The 18,763-nt window shown below is 46.6% G+C and carries 11 protein-coding genes; 7 read left to right on the top strand and 4 right to left on the bottom strand.

Annotated elements, in window-relative coordinates; genetic code table 11:
• Positions 1–55: 55 nt before the first annotated feature.
• Positions 56–1,075: a cyclic nucleotide-binding domain-containing protein gene (locus TOL_RS03770; RefSeq protein ID WP_015485951.1), complete on the top strand. Its 1,020-nt coding sequence runs from the start codon at positions 56–58 to the stop codon at positions 1,073–1,075.
• Between the two features lie 65 nt (positions 1,076–1,140).
• Here the strand turns inward: TOL_RS03770 and TOL_RS03765 are convergent, their stop codons facing one another.
• Positions 1,141–1,743: a peroxiredoxin gene (locus TOL_RS03765; RefSeq protein WP_015485950.1), complete on the bottom strand. Its 603-nt coding sequence runs from the start codon at positions 1,741–1,743 to the stop codon at positions 1,141–1,143.
• A 191-nt stretch (positions 1,744–1,934) separates the two neighbouring features.
• Between TOL_RS03765 and TOL_RS03760 the strand changes: the two genes are divergently transcribed.
• The 6 genes from TOL_RS03760 (at position 1,935) to gcvP (ending at position 10,627) form a co-directional block, all read left to right on the top strand.
• Positions 1,935–2,825 (top strand): energy transducer TonB family protein, encoded by an 891-nt coding sequence (locus TOL_RS03760; RefSeq protein ID WP_041588395.1) that lies wholly within the window; start codon positions 1,935–1,937, stop codon positions 2,823–2,825.
• Positions 2,826–2,903: 78 nt separating this feature from the next.
• Entirely contained in the window at positions 2,904–4,733 is a 1,830-nt protein-coding gene (locus tag TOL_RS03755; protein ID WP_015485948.1) for a cation:proton antiporter, read from the top strand.
• Positions 4,734–5,075: 342 nt separating this feature from the next.
• Entirely contained in the window at positions 5,076–5,969 is an 894-nt protein-coding gene (locus TOL_RS03750) for a helix-turn-helix domain-containing protein (protein ID WP_041588394.1), read from the top strand.
• 146 nt (positions 5,970–6,115) lie between these two features.
• The gene (gene gcvT, locus TOL_RS03745) at positions 6,116–7,198 is read left to right on the top strand and encodes a glycine cleavage system aminomethyltransferase GcvT (protein ID WP_015485946.1); all 1,083 of its coding nucleotides are present in this window, start codon (positions 6,116–6,118) and stop codon (positions 7,196–7,198) included.
• Between the two features lie 46 nt (positions 7,199–7,244).
• Entirely contained in the window at positions 7,245–7,628 is a 384-nt protein-coding gene (gcvH, locus tag TOL_RS03740) for a glycine cleavage system protein GcvH (RefSeq protein ID WP_015485945.1), read from the top strand.
• A 98-nt stretch (positions 7,629–7,726) separates the two neighbouring features.
• Positions 7,727–10,627, top strand: a complete 2,901-nt coding sequence (gene gcvP / locus TOL_RS03735) for an aminomethyl-transferring glycine dehydrogenase (protein ID WP_015485944.1) — start codon at positions 7,727–7,729, stop codon at positions 10,625–10,627.
• A 68-nt stretch (positions 10,628–10,695) separates the two neighbouring features.
• Here gcvP and TOL_RS18135 read toward each other — a convergent pair whose 3' ends face one another.
• The 3 genes from TOL_RS18135 to TOL_RS03720 all read right to left on the bottom strand — a co-directional run bounded on the left by TOL_RS18135 (position 10,696) and on the right by TOL_RS03720 (position 18,740).
• Entirely contained in the window at positions 10,696–13,224 is a 2,529-nt protein-coding gene (locus tag TOL_RS18135; protein ID WP_231848008.1) for a putative bifunctional diguanylate cyclase/phosphodiesterase, read from the bottom strand.
• A 433-nt stretch (positions 13,225–13,657) separates the two neighbouring features.
• Positions 13,658–16,312, bottom strand: coding sequence for a putative bifunctional diguanylate cyclase/phosphodiesterase (locus TOL_RS18130; protein WP_015485942.1), 2,655 nt, complete (start codon positions 16,310–16,312; stop codon positions 13,658–13,660).
• 298 nt (positions 16,313–16,610) lie between these two features.
• Positions 16,611–18,740: a hypothetical protein gene (locus TOL_RS03720; RefSeq protein ID WP_041588393.1), complete on the bottom strand. Its 2,130-nt coding sequence runs from the start codon at positions 18,738–18,740 to the stop codon at positions 16,611–16,613.
• Positions 18,741–18,763: the final 23 nt, after the last annotated feature.

Here is an 18,763-nt window from a genome sequence, read left to right as displayed (position 1 = left end):
GCTTTTGCTATAGTCAAAGGCATCGACAACAGTTTGAGTCAAATTCCCGAATTCCATGGAAACTACGCTGAGCCAACAATTGCAGCGCTTTATCCCGTTTGATGAATGGTCAGAAGACATCATCGACGGGCTTCTGCCGCACTTCCGCATCTATATCCTCGATAAAGGCAAGGTCGTATTCAAACGCGGCGATGCTGACGAAGAGTGCCACTTTCTTCTGAAAGGCACGATGGACCTTGCGGATGAACACTTCAATGTCACCAATGTTGATGCCGAGGACGACGATAACTTCATGGCACTCGACAGCACACATCACATCCATCGCTATGCGGGTATCACCACTAGCGAATGTGAATTTGTATCAGTTAAACGTGCACACTTAGATTTGATTTCGACTTGGGCCGAATTACGCACGGACATCCGTCAATCTGGCGACACTGAAGATGACGAAAGCGACTGGCTTGAACGCCTAGTGACCTCAGAACTGTTTAATCGCATTCCTGCAGGGAATATTCAGAAGCTGCTGTCGCGCTTCGAAGAAGTCCCAGTAAAACTTGGGGATGAGATCATTCGCCAAGGTGAGCCCGGTGAACATTGCTACGTTATCAAACACGGCAGAGCGCTAGTCACTCGCTCTGATGGCGAAAATATTCAAACACTCGCGGCCTTAACACATGGCAACCTGTTTGGAGAAGACGCTCTCGTAAGCTCACTTCCTCGTAATGCCACCATCACCATGAGCAGCGATGGCGTTCTTATGCGTCTAGCGAAAGAACATTTTGATGCTCTACTGCGCCAACCTGTGGTGACCTTCATCACGGCGAAGCAAATAGAAAAACTCGTGGAAGAAGGTGATACCGGCACTGTCGTGTTAGACGTGCGTCACGAAGAAGAATATGCGGCCGATCCTATGTTACGAGCACGCAACATACCGTTGGCTAAGTTGCGTGATCGCCTAAAGGAATTAGAGCCTGCGTTCATTTACATCGTAGCGGGAGGCAATCGAGCAGAGGCGGCAGCCTACATATTATCGGAAGCTGGATTTGATGCGCGGGTATTAAAAGAACCGCAATAATTCTTAACTCATATGCATAAAAAAACCCGCCAATGCGGGTTTTTTTATGCAAGTTGCGAAGGCAATTACAAAGCCTCAGCAGACTCAGATAGATACTTAGCCACACCTTCTGGTGAAGCATTCATACCTTTATCGCCTTTATTCCAACCCGCTGGACACACTTCGCCGTGCTCTTCATGGAATTGCAGCGCATCAACCAAACGGATTAATTCATCGATATTACGACCCAGTGGTAAATCGTTGATATTTTGCGCGCGTACAACACCGTCTTTATCGATGATAAATGCACCGCGTAAAGCAACACCACCCATGGTTTCAACATCGTATGCTTTGCAGATGCCATGATCGATATCTGCCGCCATAGTGTATTTAACAGCACCAATACCGCCGTTATTTACAGGCGTGTTGCGCCATGCATTATGAGTAAAGTGAGAATCGATAGAAACAGAAATGACTTCAACACCCATTTCAGTAAATTTATCCATGCGCTTATCAAGAGCAATCAGTTCTGATGGACATACAAAGGTGAAGTCCAATGGATAAAAGAACACAACCGCGTATTTTCCTTTAATGGCATCGTACAAGTTGAATTCTTCAACAATAGAACCGTTACCCAATACTGCCGGAACGGTAAAGTCTGGGGCTTGCTTTCCTACCAATACGCTCATTTTAATGACTCCATGTGGATTGTTATAATTTGCAGATACCCTGCAATATAAGGCAGAGTAGCTATCATACATTGCGTATCTGGCTAATCATACCGCCACTACCAGATAAATCGCGCCCAATAATACAAGGGTTATTCTTATAAGAAACCCTGTTTGCCCATGATGTTAGATTGTAGGTTATTACTGTTTTGATGATGCGCCCGTTGACCGGAAATCACGCCAACAAATACCTGCCTTGGTCTATGGTTTGGGCCTTGACGCTATCCATTATTTTGCACACTGCACTCTTCATCTCTGCGCGCACTGAAATTCATTACGAACGACCGCACACTATTATCAATGCCACTATCCAAACGACAGTAGCTAAACGTAACGACAGTCAAGATCAACGCGGAGATTCTGGTAACAGCAGTCTAGCGGATGCACCGACGGCACAAGACGCTAGCCGCGCAGCGGTAGCCGCAACGCCAGCTTCAGCCACACAACCCAAAAAAAACGCACAGCCCAGTACGGCACCGGCAGCCAGCGCCCCAAGTAAAACGCAAGCGAGTAAGCCTGTTGTGGCAGCTAATCAACCCCGCGCCGCCAAATCCGCACGCCTAAGCGACCAAGAACCGCAACAAGAAACTGAGGCGCCAAGCGCACTGCAATCACTAACCAATGCCATAACGCCCTCCCAACCAGCGCCAACAACAGTACCACCCACTGAAGCAAAACCAGTGGAAGACGCGAATATCGCCAGCAATCCCAAGTCTGCGACAAACAGTGCTTCACTTAAAATTCGCGGTGACGAAGACGTAATCACGGATCCTGTCGAGCGTGCTTATTACAAGGAGCTAATGGCGCATCTAATGCGCAAACTTCCAGCTCATCCTCCAGGGATTATTGGCAATGTGCGCTTACAGCTCGAAATCAACTACTCCCAAGTTATCACCGGGGTCGAAATTATTGTCAGCAGTGGCGATAAGCGCACAGACGAATGGGCGCGACGAGCAGCACTGTCAGTTAGTCCAGTTCCTCCAGTACCCAAAAGCCTACTGCAGCCCTACTATTTTCGCCCAACCATCAAACTCGCAGACTAACTCGCGGCGAAAGGTTTCTGTTGACCACTTAGCTCGCTATGATGAAGGTCACTTTCGTTATCGGATTATCTCTCCTTCATGGATTCTACAATTTTAGCGTTCGCCTTCGTCGCCATATTAGCATTCGCTTGTCAGTGGCTAGCATGGCGCGTGAAGCTTCCCGCGATTCTCTTTTTACTTGCCTCTGGCCTCATCGTAGGACCGCTCACTGGATGGTTTGATCCTGATCCGCTATTCGGCGACCTACTCTTTCCGCTGATATCACTATCGGTTGCTATTATCTTATTTGAAGGCAGCCTAACCCTAGATTTTGCCGAGATTCGAGCGCAAAAAAACGTTGTACAAAGATTAATCACTATTGGCGCTTTAGTAACGTGGGGCGTCATTGCCGCTGCCACCCATTACTTATTCGAATTGAGTTGGTCTTTAAGTGTGCTCTTTGGCGCACTGACTGTAGTTACCGGCCCAACCGTCATTGTACCTATGCTACGGACTGTGCGGCCCAATGCCTCAATCGGTAATATCCTGCGCTGGGAGGGGATTCTTATTGATCCCATCGGTGCACTACTCGTGGTGGTAGTGTATGAATTTATGGTGGCGCAAGGTCAAGCCTTAGGCCTAACCAGTGGCCTACTTGCGTTTGTCGAAATTATAGCCGCAGGCAGCATCATGGGACTTGCTGGCGGTTGGATATTATCCGCGATACTAAAACGTCACTGGGTTCCAGATTATTTAGAAAATCTAGCCACTCTATCGTTAGTTTTTGTGGTCTTCGGTGTAGCTAACGCCTTAGCACACGAATCCGGTTTATTGGCGGTAACCTTAATGGGGATGTGGCTTGCGAATCAGAAAGATATTCGCATGGCTGAAATTCTCAACTTTAAAGAAAATCTAACCGTTGTTTTAATCTCAGGGCTATTCATTATTTTAGCGGCTCGCCTAACACTCGACGACATTATTGCACTGGGTTGGACCCCTCTTATTTTGCTGGCGATCATGCAGTTTGTAGCCCGCCCGCTATCGGTTCTTATTTCCTCTACTGGCAGCACATTAAGGTGGCAAGAAAAGGCGCTATTGTCTTGGATTGCACCACGCGGCATCGTTGCCGCCGCTGTATCCGCGCTCTTCGCAATTAAGTTAGAACAGGCTGGAGAAGAAGGCGCTTTGATATTAGTCCCTCTCACGTTCAGCGTAATTTTTGGCACAGTCGTTCTGCAAAGCGCAACCGCTGGATTTCTGGCCCGCTGGCTTGGCGTTAATGAGCCACCGCCCAATGGTTTTTTAATTGTTGGCGCCAATAGTGTTGCTCGTGCCGTTGCCACCGAATTAAAAAAGCACAACGTGCGGGTACTCGTCAGCGATTCTAACTGGGACAACATCCGCGCAGCCCGCATGAAAGGGCTTGAAACCTTCTTTGGCAATCCCGTTTCAGAATACGCTGAGCAACGCCTAGATTTAGTCGGTATTGGTAAACTATTGGCACTATCCCCTGAGCGCAGCAATAACACAGTAGCGGGAATGCGTTTCGGATCAGAGTTTGGCACGCACAACATTTACGCGTTACAGACGACCTCTGAGGCAAAACTTAGCGAAAAACACCAACACGGCGAGGAGCACAGAGGGCAGCGCTTATTTGCTGAGACCATGACTTACAGTAAGTTTTCAAGCCTATTGTCCCAAGGGGGCGAAATGCACTCAACGCGTCTAACTAAAGAATTTGGCTTTGAGAAATTTATCGATATCAACGGTAAAGAAGCGATTCCCCTATTCGCTATTACACCGGAAGGCAAGGTTCAAATATGTGTAATTGGGCGTGAATTTAAACCCAGTGCTGGTTGGACAATCGTCAGTTTGTTTACACCTAGCTTGGTTACAGAGCGCGCTGCGTCTAACACAGCGACCTCCTAGGTCGTTGTGTTTTGACGCCAAATAACTATGTAACATTTTGTGACAAAAACAAGACATGTAACGACCAACAATAGATCTGTCGCAAAATGACTAATTTAACCTTTGCAATGGCTGTATTGATATTTCTATCTACAATCCCCCGTTCCGTGGCCGTTTCGGCCATTTAAGGGTCATATTAAGCCAAATAATTTAAAATCATTGCGCAATTAAACATTGATCTGTCGGTAACGACCATTAGAGTCTAGGTTCTCACCATACTATATAACTAGACCAATCATGCATTCTCTTAAACCACATACGGAAACACTGCAGACGTTGCGCCGTCTTGTGATCCGGAAGGATATGAAAAAAGCGACACCGACACTCAACTGCTCGGTCGCCAATATTCACGATACACCGGCATTGCTTCACGTCGTCTCAGTACTCGAGAATAGCCAACTGGTCGATACTTATCCGACACTTTTTTTGGAATATGGACAAATTCTAGGGATGCAGGCAACCGCACAAACTGACAACCTCAAACAGTTGTTAGAAAAAATGCAGACCTTGATTAGCACGCCTGAACGTCCTTTTTCTCTTAAAATTCTTGACGACGGCATGACCAGCCACTGTGAATTTTTGTGGCTATCGTCATCGGACCCAACACCGTCTCAGGGTCTATCAGAGTTAATACTCGCGTATGGGTATACCTTAGGCTTCGCCTTCATCACGGGTATACATGAGCAGATCTCCATATTCCTGCCCTACCCAGAGCCTGAATATGCTGCTCAATATCCACTCTATGCCCCCCTCAGAGTAACTTATAACGCACCATATTTAGCGATGCGTATTCCTTCCGCACAATTGCTCGCACCGTTATCAACTGACGTCATTAGCTTTGGCCCGAAGGAGGCTAACTTACGCTCATCGCAGCTGATTGTGCAGAAAGCCGCCAATATCTTACGTAACAATCTGCGCGAGCCGCCGGCGCTGGCCGATTTAGCCGCGCAATTGAGCCTAACAGAACGCACCTGTAAGCGCCGTTTGCAAGAAGCGGGAACACACTATCAGCAGCTGCTGGCTGATTTGCGTTTAGAACAAGCTCACTACTGGCTAAATCAACGTATTTGCAATGTAAGCCAAGCGGCCGAACGCCTTGGTTACTCTAGTGTCGCCAATTTTTCGAAAGCCTTTAAAAAGTGGAGCGGTTACTCACCAACCCACGCCAAACAACGTCGCGAGCCAGAGCCAGCCTGATGTTCTACCGTGGGTGGTCACAATAGCCACCCACTGGCGACGAAATCCAGGTGCCTCGAGCCACATAAAACGCTATACTTGCCGCCTTTTTCAGACAGCCATCTTGCCCTAAAGCAAATGGCTTGAACTCGTAATCAGGACAAATCATGGGCAAGCAAACCGCTCTCTACGCTAAACATCTTGAAGCTAACGGCAAAATCGTCGATTTCGGTGGTTGGGATATGCCAATCCATTACGGGTCACAAATCGCCGAGCACAATGCGGTTCGTGAACATGCAGGCATGTTCGATGTATCGCACATGACCATCGTTGATGTTCGCGGCCCAGACGCAAAAGCATTTCTGCAAAAATTACTCGCCAACGATGTCGACAAGCTCACCGAAGTTGGCAAAGCCCTATACAGCGGCATGCTCAACCATGACGGCGGAGTGATTGATGACTTAATCGTTTACCGTATGGAAGGCTGGTATCGCACGGTCGTCAACTGCTCGACGCGCGAGAAAGACCTTGAGTGGATGGACAAACAAAGCCGCGGTTTTGATATCAGCCTTACCGAGCGGCCAGAGCTTGCTATGGTTGCAGTACAAGGCCCGAAAGCCATTAAAATCGTGCAAGGCATTAAAACCGAGGCCGCCGATTTAATTGCTAGCTTAAAGATATTCCAAGGTCTCCCTCATTCCGACTGGTTCTTCGCACGCACCGGCTACACTGGCGAAGACGGTTTAGAAATTATGATTCCAGAGACTGAAGTCGCTGCATTCTGGCAAGCACTGACCGATGCCGGTGTTAAACCTGCAGGACTTGGTGCACGTGACACTCTGCGCCTAGAGGCAGGCATGAATTTGTATGGCAATGATATGGACGAAACCATTAGCCCCCTGCAAGCAGGCATGGGCTGGACCATTGCTTGGCAACCTGCGGATCGTGATTTCATCGGCCGTGAAGCGCTAGAACAGCAACAAGCTGCGGGCGTAACTCATGTTCAGGCCGGTTTAGTATTTGAGAGCCGTGGCGTTATGCGCTCGCATCAAAAAGTAATCGTTGATGGTATTGGTGAAGGCGAAGTGACCTCTGGCACATTTTCTCCTAGCTTACAGTACTCGATTGCGATGGCACGAGTACCAGCCGGAACTGGCGACACGTGCCAAGTAGACATGCGCGGTAAGCTGGTTGATGTACGCGTCGTTAAATTGCCATTCGTACGTAATGGTAAAAAGCAGTTCGAGTGAGCTGCTAATAAAGAATTTTTTTGCATAAATAATTGGAGACACCCACATGAGCAACATCCCTGCTGATTTGAAATACGTTGCCTCCCACGAATGGATCCGTGTTGAAAGCGATGGCACCGTAACGGTTGGCATCACTGATTTTGCACAGGACCAACTGGGCGACGTTGTATTTGTTGAGTTACCAGACGTTGGCACTGACGTTGAAGCAGAACAAGACATTGCTGTTGTTGAATCGGTTAAAGCCGCTTCTGACATCTATGCACCGCTGTCGGGCAAAATCATTGCTGTTAACGAAGCATTGGCCGATGCGCCAGAAACCGTTAACGAAGATCCGTACGGTGAAGCTTGGTTCTTTAAAATGGAACTCGCTAACAGCGACGATCTTAATGCGCTACTCGATGCTGACGCTTACGCAGCACTTTGCGAATAACGCTCGATCTTCTATAGCCGCTGGTTGTTAACGACACGGCGGCTACAGAACGCTTTACTTAAATATCCCCGAACTCCGACATGCCCACAGGTTCATCCATGACCACTCTGTCCCTGAAAGATCTGGAACAACGCGACAACTTTATTGGCCGCCATATTGCCTCTAATGGCGCAGGTAACGACGACAACGAAGAAGCAGCATTGCTCGCTGCCGTTGGCGCTGATTCACTGGAAGCGCTCACTGCAGAAATCGTTCCTGCCGATATTTTGCGCCCACCGTTCCTGACTACGGGTGAACCGCAATCAGAGTTTGCAGCGATCAATCGTCTGCGCGCAATTGCGAACAAAAACAAAGTATTCAAAAGCTATATCGGCTTAGGTTATCACGACACCATCATCCCACCTGTGATCCTGCGTAACGTGTTAGAAAACCCAGGTTGGTACACCGCCTATACCCCATACCAGCCGGAAATCGCTCAGGGCCGTTTAGAAGCCATCTTAAACTTCCAGCAAATGGTGATCGACTTTACCGGCATGGAACTGGCAAACGGTTCCTTGTTGGATGAAGGTACGGCCGCGGCAGAAGCCATGGCGATGGCTAAGCGTACTGTGCGCAAAAACAAATCAAATACCTTCTATATTGATGAAAATTGCTTACCGCAAACCATCGACGTGGTAAAAACTCGGGCCGAAGCCTTTGGCTGGGATTTACTTGTTGGCCCAGCCGCCGCTGCGGCTGAAGCTGACGTATTTGGCGCTCTGTTCCAATACCCAGGTAAAAATGGCGAAGTGACCGACTTCACTGACGTCATTACCGCCCTGCACGCTAAAGATGCGCTAGCCGCCGTGGCTACCGATCTGATGGCCCTCGTTATGCTAAAAGCACCAGGCGAAATGGGAGCCGACATTGTATTGGGTAACGCCCAACACTTTGGCGTACCGATGGGCTTTGGTGGCCCTCACGCGGCCTTCTTCGCCACGCGTGATGCTTACAAGCGCTCTATTCCTGGCCGCATCATTGGCGTTTCTATTGATGCTCAAGGCAAACAAGCGCTGCGTATGGCACTGCAAACTCGCGAACAACATATTCGTCGCGAAAAAGCCAACTCGAACATCTGTACCGCGCAAGTATTACTAGCGAATTTGTCTTCGTTTTACGCTGTGTATCACGGCCCACAAGGTTTAAAAACCATTGCCAGCCGTATTCATCGCCTAACGGATATTTTGGCGAAAGGTCTGCAAAACAAAGGCGTTGAACTCGTCAACACAACTTGGTTCGATACCCTGACGATTCGCGTTAACGATAGCGCTGACGTCTTAGCTCGCGCCGAAACCGCTGAAATCAACTTGCGCTACAGCGACAACAATCAAATCAGCATAAGCTTGCACGAGAAGGTTAGTGCTGCCGACATCGTCGAACTATTCGATGTGATTCTAGGCGCAGAACATGGCCTAGACGTATACGCACTTGATGCTGAAATTCTAGCCAGCGGTAGCAACAGCATAGATACCGGTATTCAGCGCACAACCGCATTTTTAACGCATCCAACGTTCAATAAGTACCATACCGAACACGAAATGCTGCGCTACATGAAGCGTTTAGAAAGCAAAGATCTAGCGATGAATCACTCGATGATTACGCTGGGTTCGTGCACCATGAAACTGAATGCCACGACTGAAATGATTCCGGTAACTTGGCCAGAGTTCAGCAACATCCATCCGTTTGCCCCCAAGAGCCAAACCCAAGGCTATGAAGAATTGGTACAAACACTGGATGCCTACTTGCGCGACATTACCGGTTTTGATGCCATCTGCATGCAGCCAAACTCAGGTGCACAAGGCGAATATGCTGGCTTGCTAGCCATTAAGAAATATCATGAAAGCCGCGGCGATCATCATCGCAATGTCTGCCTAATTCCACGCTCCGCGCATGGTACTAACCCGGCATCAGCACAGATGGCCTCAATGCGTGTCGTTGTTACCAACTGCGACGAAGAAGGCAACGTGGATTTTGCCGATCTAAAAGCGAAGGCCGAAGAACTCGGCGACCAGCTATCCTGCTTGATGCTCACCTACCCTTCGACGCACGGTATTTATGAAAAAGGGGTACGCGAAATTTGCGACCTAATTCATAGCCTAGGTGGCCAAGTCTATATGGATGGCGCCAACCTTAATGCCCAAGTCGGTGTGACTCAGCCCGCCTTTATCGGCGCTGACGTATCACACATGAACCTACATAAAACCTTCGCTATCCCTCATGGAGGCGGCGGCCCAGGCATGGGGCCAATTGGAGTAGCGAAACACTTAGCGCCGTTTGTGGCTAACCACAGCGTACGCCCAATTGAGGATGCGAGTATTGGCAACAGTGCGGTATCGTCAGCCCCTTATGGCTCAGCCAGCATTCTACCAATTAGCTGGATGTACATCACGCTAATGGGCGGCAGCGGTTTGCGTAAAGCAACACAAAACGCATTACTGAAAGCCAACTATCTGGCCAAACGTTTAAGCAGCCATTACCCAATTTTGTACTCAGGTTTAAATGGCCGTGTTGCGCATGAATGTATTGTTGACCTACGCCCGATTAAAGCAGAAACCGGTATCACGGAAGTGGATATCGCTAAGCGTTTAATGGATTACGGTTTCCACGCGCCAACCATGTCATTCCCGGTTGCAGGGACTTTCATGATTGAACCAACAGAATCTGAAAGCAAAGTCGAAATCGACCGTTTTGCCGACGCCATGATTGCGATCAAGGGCGAGATCGAAGCGATTCACCGTGGTGAATTAGATGCGGGAAATAATCCGCTGAAAAACGCCCCGCATACCGCACCCGTTATTGCTGGCGAATGGAATCGCCCCTACAGCCGCGAACTCGCTGCTTATCCAGTAAAAGAACTGGGCGCGCATAAGTTCTGGCCAACAGTAGGACGTATCGATGATGTCTACGGCGACCGCAACTTAATTTGCTCATGCCCCGCGATTGAAAATTACGAAGATTAATTCGTTATTTTAAGCAAAAAAAAGCCCGCATTTACTGCGGGCTTTTTTTTGATAAATAGCTTATTTTGTTAAGCTAGTCTTATTGGCGGATATTGACGCGGCATCTTGTATGGCGTTTCGTTATGAATCAGATACCAAGCATCTAACTCCTGACGCAACATAGGTTTCGCAAAGTAGTACCCTTGCAACTCCTCACCGCCAAGACGCAATACGGCTTTCAATTCTTCCTCCGTCTCTACGCCTTCAACGATAATTGATAACTCTAAGCCATGGGCGAGCGCAACGATACTGCTATACAGTCCCTCACCACCATCCTTCAGAGCAGTAACAAAAGAGCGATCGATTTTTAGCGAATCTAATGGAAAATTACGTAAGTAACTGATTGAGGAATAACCTGTACCAAAATCATCGATAGATACTCGGATACCTCTTGCACGGAGCTGGTTCAATACATGGCGAATTTGCTCGACATCATTAGCAAAAACATTTTCTGTCATTTCGACTTCTAAGCGCTCAGGTTGCAAACCGGTCTCTTCGAGAATAGTGAATACCTCAGGGACAAAATCTGGATCTATTAATTGCAGTACCGATATGTTGACAGCAACTCGGATCATGGAATCAGGCGCTATTTCAACCAAGATTTCACATGCCCGTCGTAGTATCCATCCACCAAGCAAAGGCATAAAACCGTATTCCTCAGCTAATGGAATAAAGACTCCAGGACTTATTGAATCACCATTTTGTTGTGGCCACCTAGCCAACGCTTCAAAACCGGTAATACTGCCGCTTTTGGCGGCAATGAAGGGCTGTAGTGCGACATCCATTGATCGAGTTTCAATGGCTTTGCGCAGTGCTTGCGCTAAGCGCACTCGCTCTGCCGCCTCGCTCCCCCAGTGGTCGTTATAAATGGATACTCCATCTTTCATACATTTGGCGCGATAGACCGCGATATCGGCATGCTCTAGTAACTCATCAGCTGCCACACCATGATCAGGGCATATTGATACACCAATGCTAGCACCCACGGTTACTGGGCCCTTCTCAAGCTCAATAGGAACTTGTAGCTGTTTGATTAGGCGCTCTGAAAATCGTTGAATATCATCCCGTGACGAAACCCGCTTTTGTAAAATAACAAATTCATCGCCCCCCCAGCGTGCGCAAATTCGATTTTCATCGCAAGCCTGACTGATTCGTTGCGCTGTTTCGCGTAAAACATGATCGCCAGAAAAGTGTCCCAAACCATCATTAATTTCTTTAAATCGATTTAAATCGAGCATATAAACCGCAAAGCCCGATTGATCTTTATCGTATTCTTCTAACGCTGTTTGCACTTCTGTTGCAAAACGATAACGATTGCCTAATCCCGTCAACATATCGTGATTTGCCTGATGCTTTAACTCTCTTGTTCGTTCTTGGATTTGGCTTTCTAGCGATGCATTGACTTCAGTTAAACGCTTACGTGCGTGCGTGAGATCGATGTTCAGCTCTTGCATTTTTTCCGCTCGATACTCAGCAAGCTTTTGTAGTAATCGCCCTTTTAGTGAACGAGCCGACGACTGATGTATATTCTCTACGACGACTAACAAACTCAGTATTGCCAGCAAACTCAAGGCTACGACTAACCAAGTATTTAGATCCGCAATCAAAATTAACGTCAATGGCGCAAGACACAAAACGCTATTGAAGTACAACAAAGCGCGATCAGCAGTGAGGCCTATCGTACTAAACACGGCCATGAGAATTAAAATCCCTGAAACCATGCTGTAGTTGAACCCGTTTAACATTTCACTAAATATAAAAAGATAAGAAAACCATGCTATTTGGCTAACTAGAACCCCGCCTGAAAAAATTAATCGCCATTGCATAAGCGTGCGTTTTTCAGAATCATCCATAAAGCTAACTATGCTTGCAGCTCTTAAAACCTGAACAGAGATAAAGCCTAAAAACCAATTCCACATCAATGCTTCGGTTGTCTCAGTTCGCAGTGCAATAACCAAAATAAATGCAGTAGCTGCCTGCAATATAATCGATTGTGCACCTTGGAAGTACATTGCCGAAATTCTTAATTGTTTTAATCCTGACTCCGACATGTCCGGTTCGGAAATCTTACCTCTATAGTGCTCCCGTCTAAAATTATCCATTTCAGTACGATACAACCAGACGATCTGCATAACTTCCATAAACACCAAAACCATCCCGGCCAAACCCAATGACATAATTTTATCGTCACCGAGAAGTGCCAACTGCAGGGACATAGGGAAAAGACTAATCGCCAGAATAAATAGTGCATAGCGTGGAAGTAACGTCAGTGGTAAAAAATACGCCAATACCGACACAATAAATAAACTTATGGTTATTAAACGTATATCGCCTTCTAAAATTGGAAGTATAAATGCCGCCGAACAATTCCAAACCAAAATAACAATGGCCAATTGCCGCATATATCGACGTATTTTTTTCTTTTGATCAAAAAGCTGATCGGGTTTATCTACAATGAATCGATAACTCGTATGCAAAGGGAAAACATAAAGAGGTAAGCAGAAAACAGCGATAAACCAAATTTCAAAAACGTCTTGAAGATAGAGAAAGGTGATCATTGCTACATTGCATGCAATAGCTAAAGCCAATCCTACAATAGCTCGCCTCATCAATAACGATGCTCTTTCTCCATAAAATTCATCTGTGTTTTTTATAATGCTAGGCAGGAAGCCGATACTTCTCATAAACCGCGACAAACCCTATTGATTGTGTTACTGAATACCAACTCGTCTATCTTTAACTTTAGGTTGCTCGTGATAGCATATCGACGTCCTACATCTAAATCTGGACACAATATATGCATACCATAGACCTCTCATCGAATTACAACCTACCTCTATCATAGTTCAACTAGCGAACGAAGAATGAAACGGGCTACAACGCCTGACGAAAAATCAGATCTATTACAGTGACTATCCTGTCAGCCATGCGAAGGAATCTTCTGATGACGACTGAAACATGATGCGTAGAGTGCACATTTATACGCTAGCGCTAACCTAGGCTTACAAACGGAAACTTCTGCTTAATATCAAATGACGTATCACGATGCTCTATTAGCCAACCCTCCAATTCTGGCAGCATCATAGGCTTAGCAAAGAAGAAGCCTTGAACTTCTTCACCACCAAGACGAATGACACTATTTAGCTCTTTTTGCGTCTCTACACCTTCGACAATGACCGACAATTCGAGGCCATGCGCAAGCGCAATAATACTGCTAAAGATACCTTCGCCACCGCTGTTCAGGGCCGTAACGAATGATCGATCGACTTTTAATGTGTCTAACGGGAAGTCCAACAAATAACTAATAGAGGAATATCCTGTACCAAAATCGTCAATAGAAATACGTATACCCTGTTCTCTTAATTGACTTAGTACATTACGTATTTGTTCAACATCGCTAGCAAATACGTTTTCGGTCATTTCTAGTTCTAGACGCTCTGGTGGCAACTCAGTTAGCGTCAGAACATCAAGAACTTCACTAACAAAATCGACATCAAGCAATTGTAATACGGATATATTTACCGCGACTCGAAGATCACTGTCTGGTGCGACGTCCTGCAACATTTCACACGCACGCTGCAACACCCAACGACCTAACATCGGCATTAAACCACACTCTTCCGCGAGAGGAATAAATACACCAGGGCTAATAGGGGCATTGTCCGTTTGCGGCCAACGAGCTAACGCTTCAAAGCCCGTTAATTTGCCTGTATTCATGGCAATTAAGGGCTGCAGCGCAAGATCCATACCTTGGCTTTCGATGGCATTGCGTAGTGCTTGAGCAAGATGAACACGCTCAGCGGCTTCAACCCCCCAATTATCGTTATAAATCGACACAGTACCGCGCATACATTTAGAACGATAAACAGCAATATCAGCATGTTCGAGTAGCTCTTCGGCCGTTGTGCCGTGCTCTGGGCAGACAGATACACCGATACTAGCGCCAATACTCACAGGGCCGCTGGACAATTCTATTGGCATCTTTAATTTATTAACAAGATCGTCAGAGAAGCGATAGATCTCTTCACGACTAGAGACATAGCGTTGCAAAATTACGAATTCATCACCGCCCCAACGCGCACACACATGATCCTCGCCGCACACGTCACGAATGCGTTGTGCTGTTTCCCGAATAACATGATCACCTGCAAAATGGCCAAGGCCATCGTTAATTTCTTTAAACCGATCTAGGTCTAATAAATAAATAGCAAAGCCTGACTGATCGTTGTGATACTCATCCAATGCTCGCTCGACCATATTAGTAAAGCGGTAGCGGTTGCCTAACCCAGTAAGCATATCGTGATTAGCTTGATGTTTTAATTCTTGGGTACGCTCCAGCACTTGAGATTCAAGTGATGCATTTACTTCTGTTAAACGATGACGAGCATTGATTAAATCTAAATTTAGCTCTTCCATTTTACGAGCACGGTAGTTTGCCAATTTATGTAACAAACCACCCTTTAACGAACGAATTGCGGACTCATGAATACTCTCCATGACTAAAAATAACGTTAATGCAGCAGTTAGCCCCAGCGAAGCTAGCATCCAGAAATTAATGTCTGATGCTATAAATAAAATCGGCGGACTAATACATAATGCGGTATTGGCATATAACAATGCTCGATCTGACGTTAAACCAATGGAACTAAGCACTGCAATCACAATCAATACGCCAGCAACCACACCTAAATGAAAATCACTAAGTGCCGCATTAAAGATAAACGGGAATGCAAACCAAACGAACTGACTGCCCAACATGCCGATAGCAAAAAATGCGCGCCAACGACCTACACGGTCGTCATTCGTTCGGCTCATATATGCGACAAATACCGCAGCCCTAATGGCTTGCATCGACACAAAAGCCAAAAACCAACACCATAGGGTACTTTCGATTTCAGGCGCTCGCAGTGCAATAACAAGTAATAACGCTGTTACCAGTTGCAAGACCACCGATGGAGGACTTTTTAAGTACACAGAGGAAATTTTTACCTGTCGAAAACCAGAAACAGTCAAATCTGGTTCAATAGCTCCTCGATCACCACTACTCTTACGCAATCCGGTCATATCGGTAACATACAACCAAGCAATAATAATGATCTCTGCAAAAGTGAATACCACGCCAGCAATACCCAAAGGGGCGATATCTGCATCACCCAAGCTGGTTAATTGCAACGAAAGGGGGATTAAATTCAAGACAAGAACAGCAATCGCATAACGAGGAAATAGCGATAAGGGTAGGACATGACCCAATACAACGGTGACAAACATACTAATCACAATCAGCCGAGTATCTGGGTCTAAACCCGGCAAAATCATAAATGCAATAAGGTTCCAACCGATCACAACGATGACAAGCTGGCGTACATATTTTCGTACTACCGCTTTTTTCGCATCAAGCCCCTCGGGTGGCTTACGGCCATATTGAATGGCGGTTGCGATGGGAAACATGTAAATAAACATGCAAGCAATGATGCTATACCAGTGCACAAGTGTGGCGCTGGTTAAAATAAAAAACACAATCGAGAGTGAGCAACCGATGGCCAATGCCAACCCGATCAGTGCGCGTTTCATTAACAGCGCGCCACGTTCAGCATAGAATTCATCAGTGTCAGCAAATATCGCTGGTAAGAAGGCGGCACTTCTCATAAATCAAAATACCTGTTTAATATTATTTTATTGGGTGTTCTGATCGTCTCTCCATTATCTATACAAAATTTTTGGCGTTCCTTGGCTAACAAAACAACTATTGAATGATAGTTCTCTAATCAACCAATTCCGAGCACTAGTTATCACTTTTACACAGCCTCGACATTCGCATAGTGACATTCCTGCCAGCGCATCTAATTAGTGCACTCAATAACATAGGATTGCAAGAAAAATGCAAAAAGGCTCAACCTTAGGTTGAGCCTTTGATCCAAATACGATCGAACTTCCGATTTTTATATCAAAAAGGTTCTTGCTGTACCGTTTCTAATAACGCTGGGCCACTCGCACAAGCACCATCAATTGCGCTTCCTTCGACTACCTGAGGGGTTATTCCCGCGGCGATGTCCTGCAGCAAGCAACCAATCTGATGCTTAGGGGCTTCTAATTGAATCATCACATGATGACCCGTCTTAATCTCATCTTGCTGATAGCGTGTAAAAGCGTTGGTTTCGCCGTGATGGCCATTGCCGCTAACAGGATAATCAAGCGCTTCTCCACCAGCCACTTGCGCGCTGGCCAATAGACTCAACTCTATCGGCACATCGAGTTCAGGACCTGCCATATCGCTTTCTAATGCTCGTATTAGCGGTTTCTGTGAAGTTAACGACACAAAATTATCGACATGACCGAAAATCATCAAGCTATGAAATGGAATCTGCCCCGCGTTATTAAGCTGCTCACGTTTAGCTAACATCAAGGACGTATTCGACGGCGCGCTAATTTGATCACTCAAAGCATACACAGGGTGAAATGGGTCTTCGACAATATCGTCCTCATCGGTATAGAAAAACAAAGGTTCTAGAATGTTGCCTATCGCTGAACCTTCCGGATCTTGCTTGTTTTGGAAAAACAACTTCATGTTATACGTACCTGGACCTGTCGCTATGTAAGCCGTAAGCGGTGCCGGATCAACAGCCATCTGTGCTGCCGCAGTAAACGCCCCTAAAGACTGCCCCATCAGCGCAGTCTGCTGAGCATTAAAGACAGCCTCTCCCTGATTGCTACCAATGCAACCTCTAGTATCAATATGGGCTTGCTCAATCAAACGACGAAACAAAATACGTTCACTCAGTTGCTGTAGAAGATTGTCACGAAAGCCCTGGGGGTTGTAGAGGTTAAATTGCAGCAAATTCAACGGGATGCCAACGGTTTCAGAGATCGCATCATACAATTCAATCGACTGCTGGTGATCATGCCCGAAGTGGCCTCCCAACCCTGCCGCGGCCCAACCACGCAAAGCGGCGACATGCGCTGCAGAACCGTAGGTGCTAATTTCTCCATCAACTGGCTCCTTTCCACGCGACCAAACATGCTCCGCTAAGCCATGAGTACCATGATGAAACAACAGCATAGGGTAACCCTCAGCCGGCATGGGCGTTTTGGGTACAGTGACAACGACCGGAGTATCGCGCCAATATTGCACAATCGGCTCACCATTTAGATCGTATTCAATATCCCCACCAAAGATAGGCGACGGATATGGAAATAGACCTTTTTGTAGGCCAGGAACACTCCATTGCGCTTCGTAAACACAAAATTCAGGCATGTCTTTCGTCATTTCCCAATCAGACAAAAGTGGCGGCACATCCCATTGAGTCATAATCTGCCCCAATTCAAATGCTTTGCTAGTAGCCGCTCCTATTGTCCATACGACAGCCGCAATGACATCGTCAGGATCAATACCATCAAGTTCTAATTGGTCTTTCAAAGGCGCATACACTTGCAGGGCTTTTTCTGCATTCGAAGCAGTTATGAATAGGTCTTTGTAACGTGGGTTTTTACCTTTCAATAATGAGGTCAAAACCGGATTGGCATTCAAATCATCCGCATACTCACCGGCAATATCGCGCGTGATAATAAGCGCATAAGTAGTGTTTTCTTGCTGGATTTGCCCGATAGGAATGGCTTCAAACAATGACGCAGGTCGGTATTCATCTTCTTCATAGCGGAAATCGACTGCAATTGGGTAGCGCTTACCGCGCAGCGGCGAATCAGGATCAACATCAATCAGTTGAATGACGGAAGACGCATCCGCAAAATGATTAGCGGATTGAGGCAATGAAAATTCTTCTGGCTCAAATGTGCCGGTAAAGCGGATATACACCGGAGTATCGGGTGCATATCCCGTCATTTGATCGTAACGCTCAGCTTCGCGTGCGAACTCCATGACCAGTGGCGAAAAAAGCCGGTGAGGAAAACCACTAAAATCGGGCCTCCCTTCATCCGTTAGGCGTAAATCGGTTGGGAATCCTTGATCATAAAAGCGCCATTCGCCATCACCACCATTAAGTTCAAGCACCATTTCTGGGCTGGAAAAGCACCCAGAAAGAGTCAACGTCATAGCGGCAGCTATTATTATTTTTGTCATACAACCTCCTTGCTATGGGCTTC

This window comes from Thalassolituus oleivorans MIL-1 (genome assembly GCF_000355675.1).
Lineage (GTDB): Bacteria > Pseudomonadota > Gammaproteobacteria > Pseudomonadales > Oceanobacteraceae > Thalassolituus > Thalassolituus oleivorans.
This window is presented reverse-complemented; position numbering and strand designations above follow the sequence as displayed.

Excerpts from the sequence above, each read along its gene's own strand:
- TOL_RS03750 (WP_041588394.1), top strand. The coding sequence starts at position 5,076 with ATGAAAAAAGCGACACCGACACTCAACTGCTCGGTCGCCAATATTCAC.
- TOL_RS18135 (WP_231848008.1), bottom strand. The coding sequence starts at position 13,224 with ATGATCACCTTTCTCTATCTTCAAGACGTTTTTGAAATTTGGTTTATC.
- TOL_RS03720 (WP_041588393.1), bottom strand. The coding sequence starts at position 18,740 with ATGACAAAAATAATAATAGCTGCCGCTATGACGTTGACTCTTTCTGGG.
- TOL_RS18130 (WP_015485942.1), bottom strand. The coding sequence starts at position 16,312 with ATGAGAAGTGCCGCCTTCTTACCAGCGATATTTGCTGACACTGATGAA.
- gcvT (WP_015485946.1), top strand. The coding sequence starts at position 6,116 with ATGGGCAAGCAAACCGCTCTCTACGCTAAACATCTTGAAGCTAACGGC.
- TOL_RS03760 (WP_041588395.1), top strand. The coding sequence starts at position 1,935 with ATGATGCGCCCGTTGACCGGAAATCACGCCAACAAATACCTGCCTTGG.
- TOL_RS03765 (WP_015485950.1), bottom strand. The coding sequence starts at position 1,743 with ATGAGCGTATTGGTAGGAAAGCAAGCCCCAGACTTTACCGTTCCGGCA.
- gcvP (WP_015485944.1), top strand. The coding sequence starts at position 7,727 with ATGACCACTCTGTCCCTGAAAGATCTGGAACAACGCGACAACTTTATT.
- TOL_RS03770 (WP_015485951.1), top strand. The coding sequence starts at position 56 with ATGGAAACTACGCTGAGCCAACAATTGCAGCGCTTTATCCCGTTTGAT.
- gcvH (WP_015485945.1), top strand. The coding sequence starts at position 7,245 with ATGAGCAACATCCCTGCTGATTTGAAATACGTTGCCTCCCACGAATGG.
- TOL_RS03755 (WP_015485948.1), top strand. The coding sequence starts at position 2,904 with ATGGATTCTACAATTTTAGCGTTCGCCTTCGTCGCCATATTAGCATTC.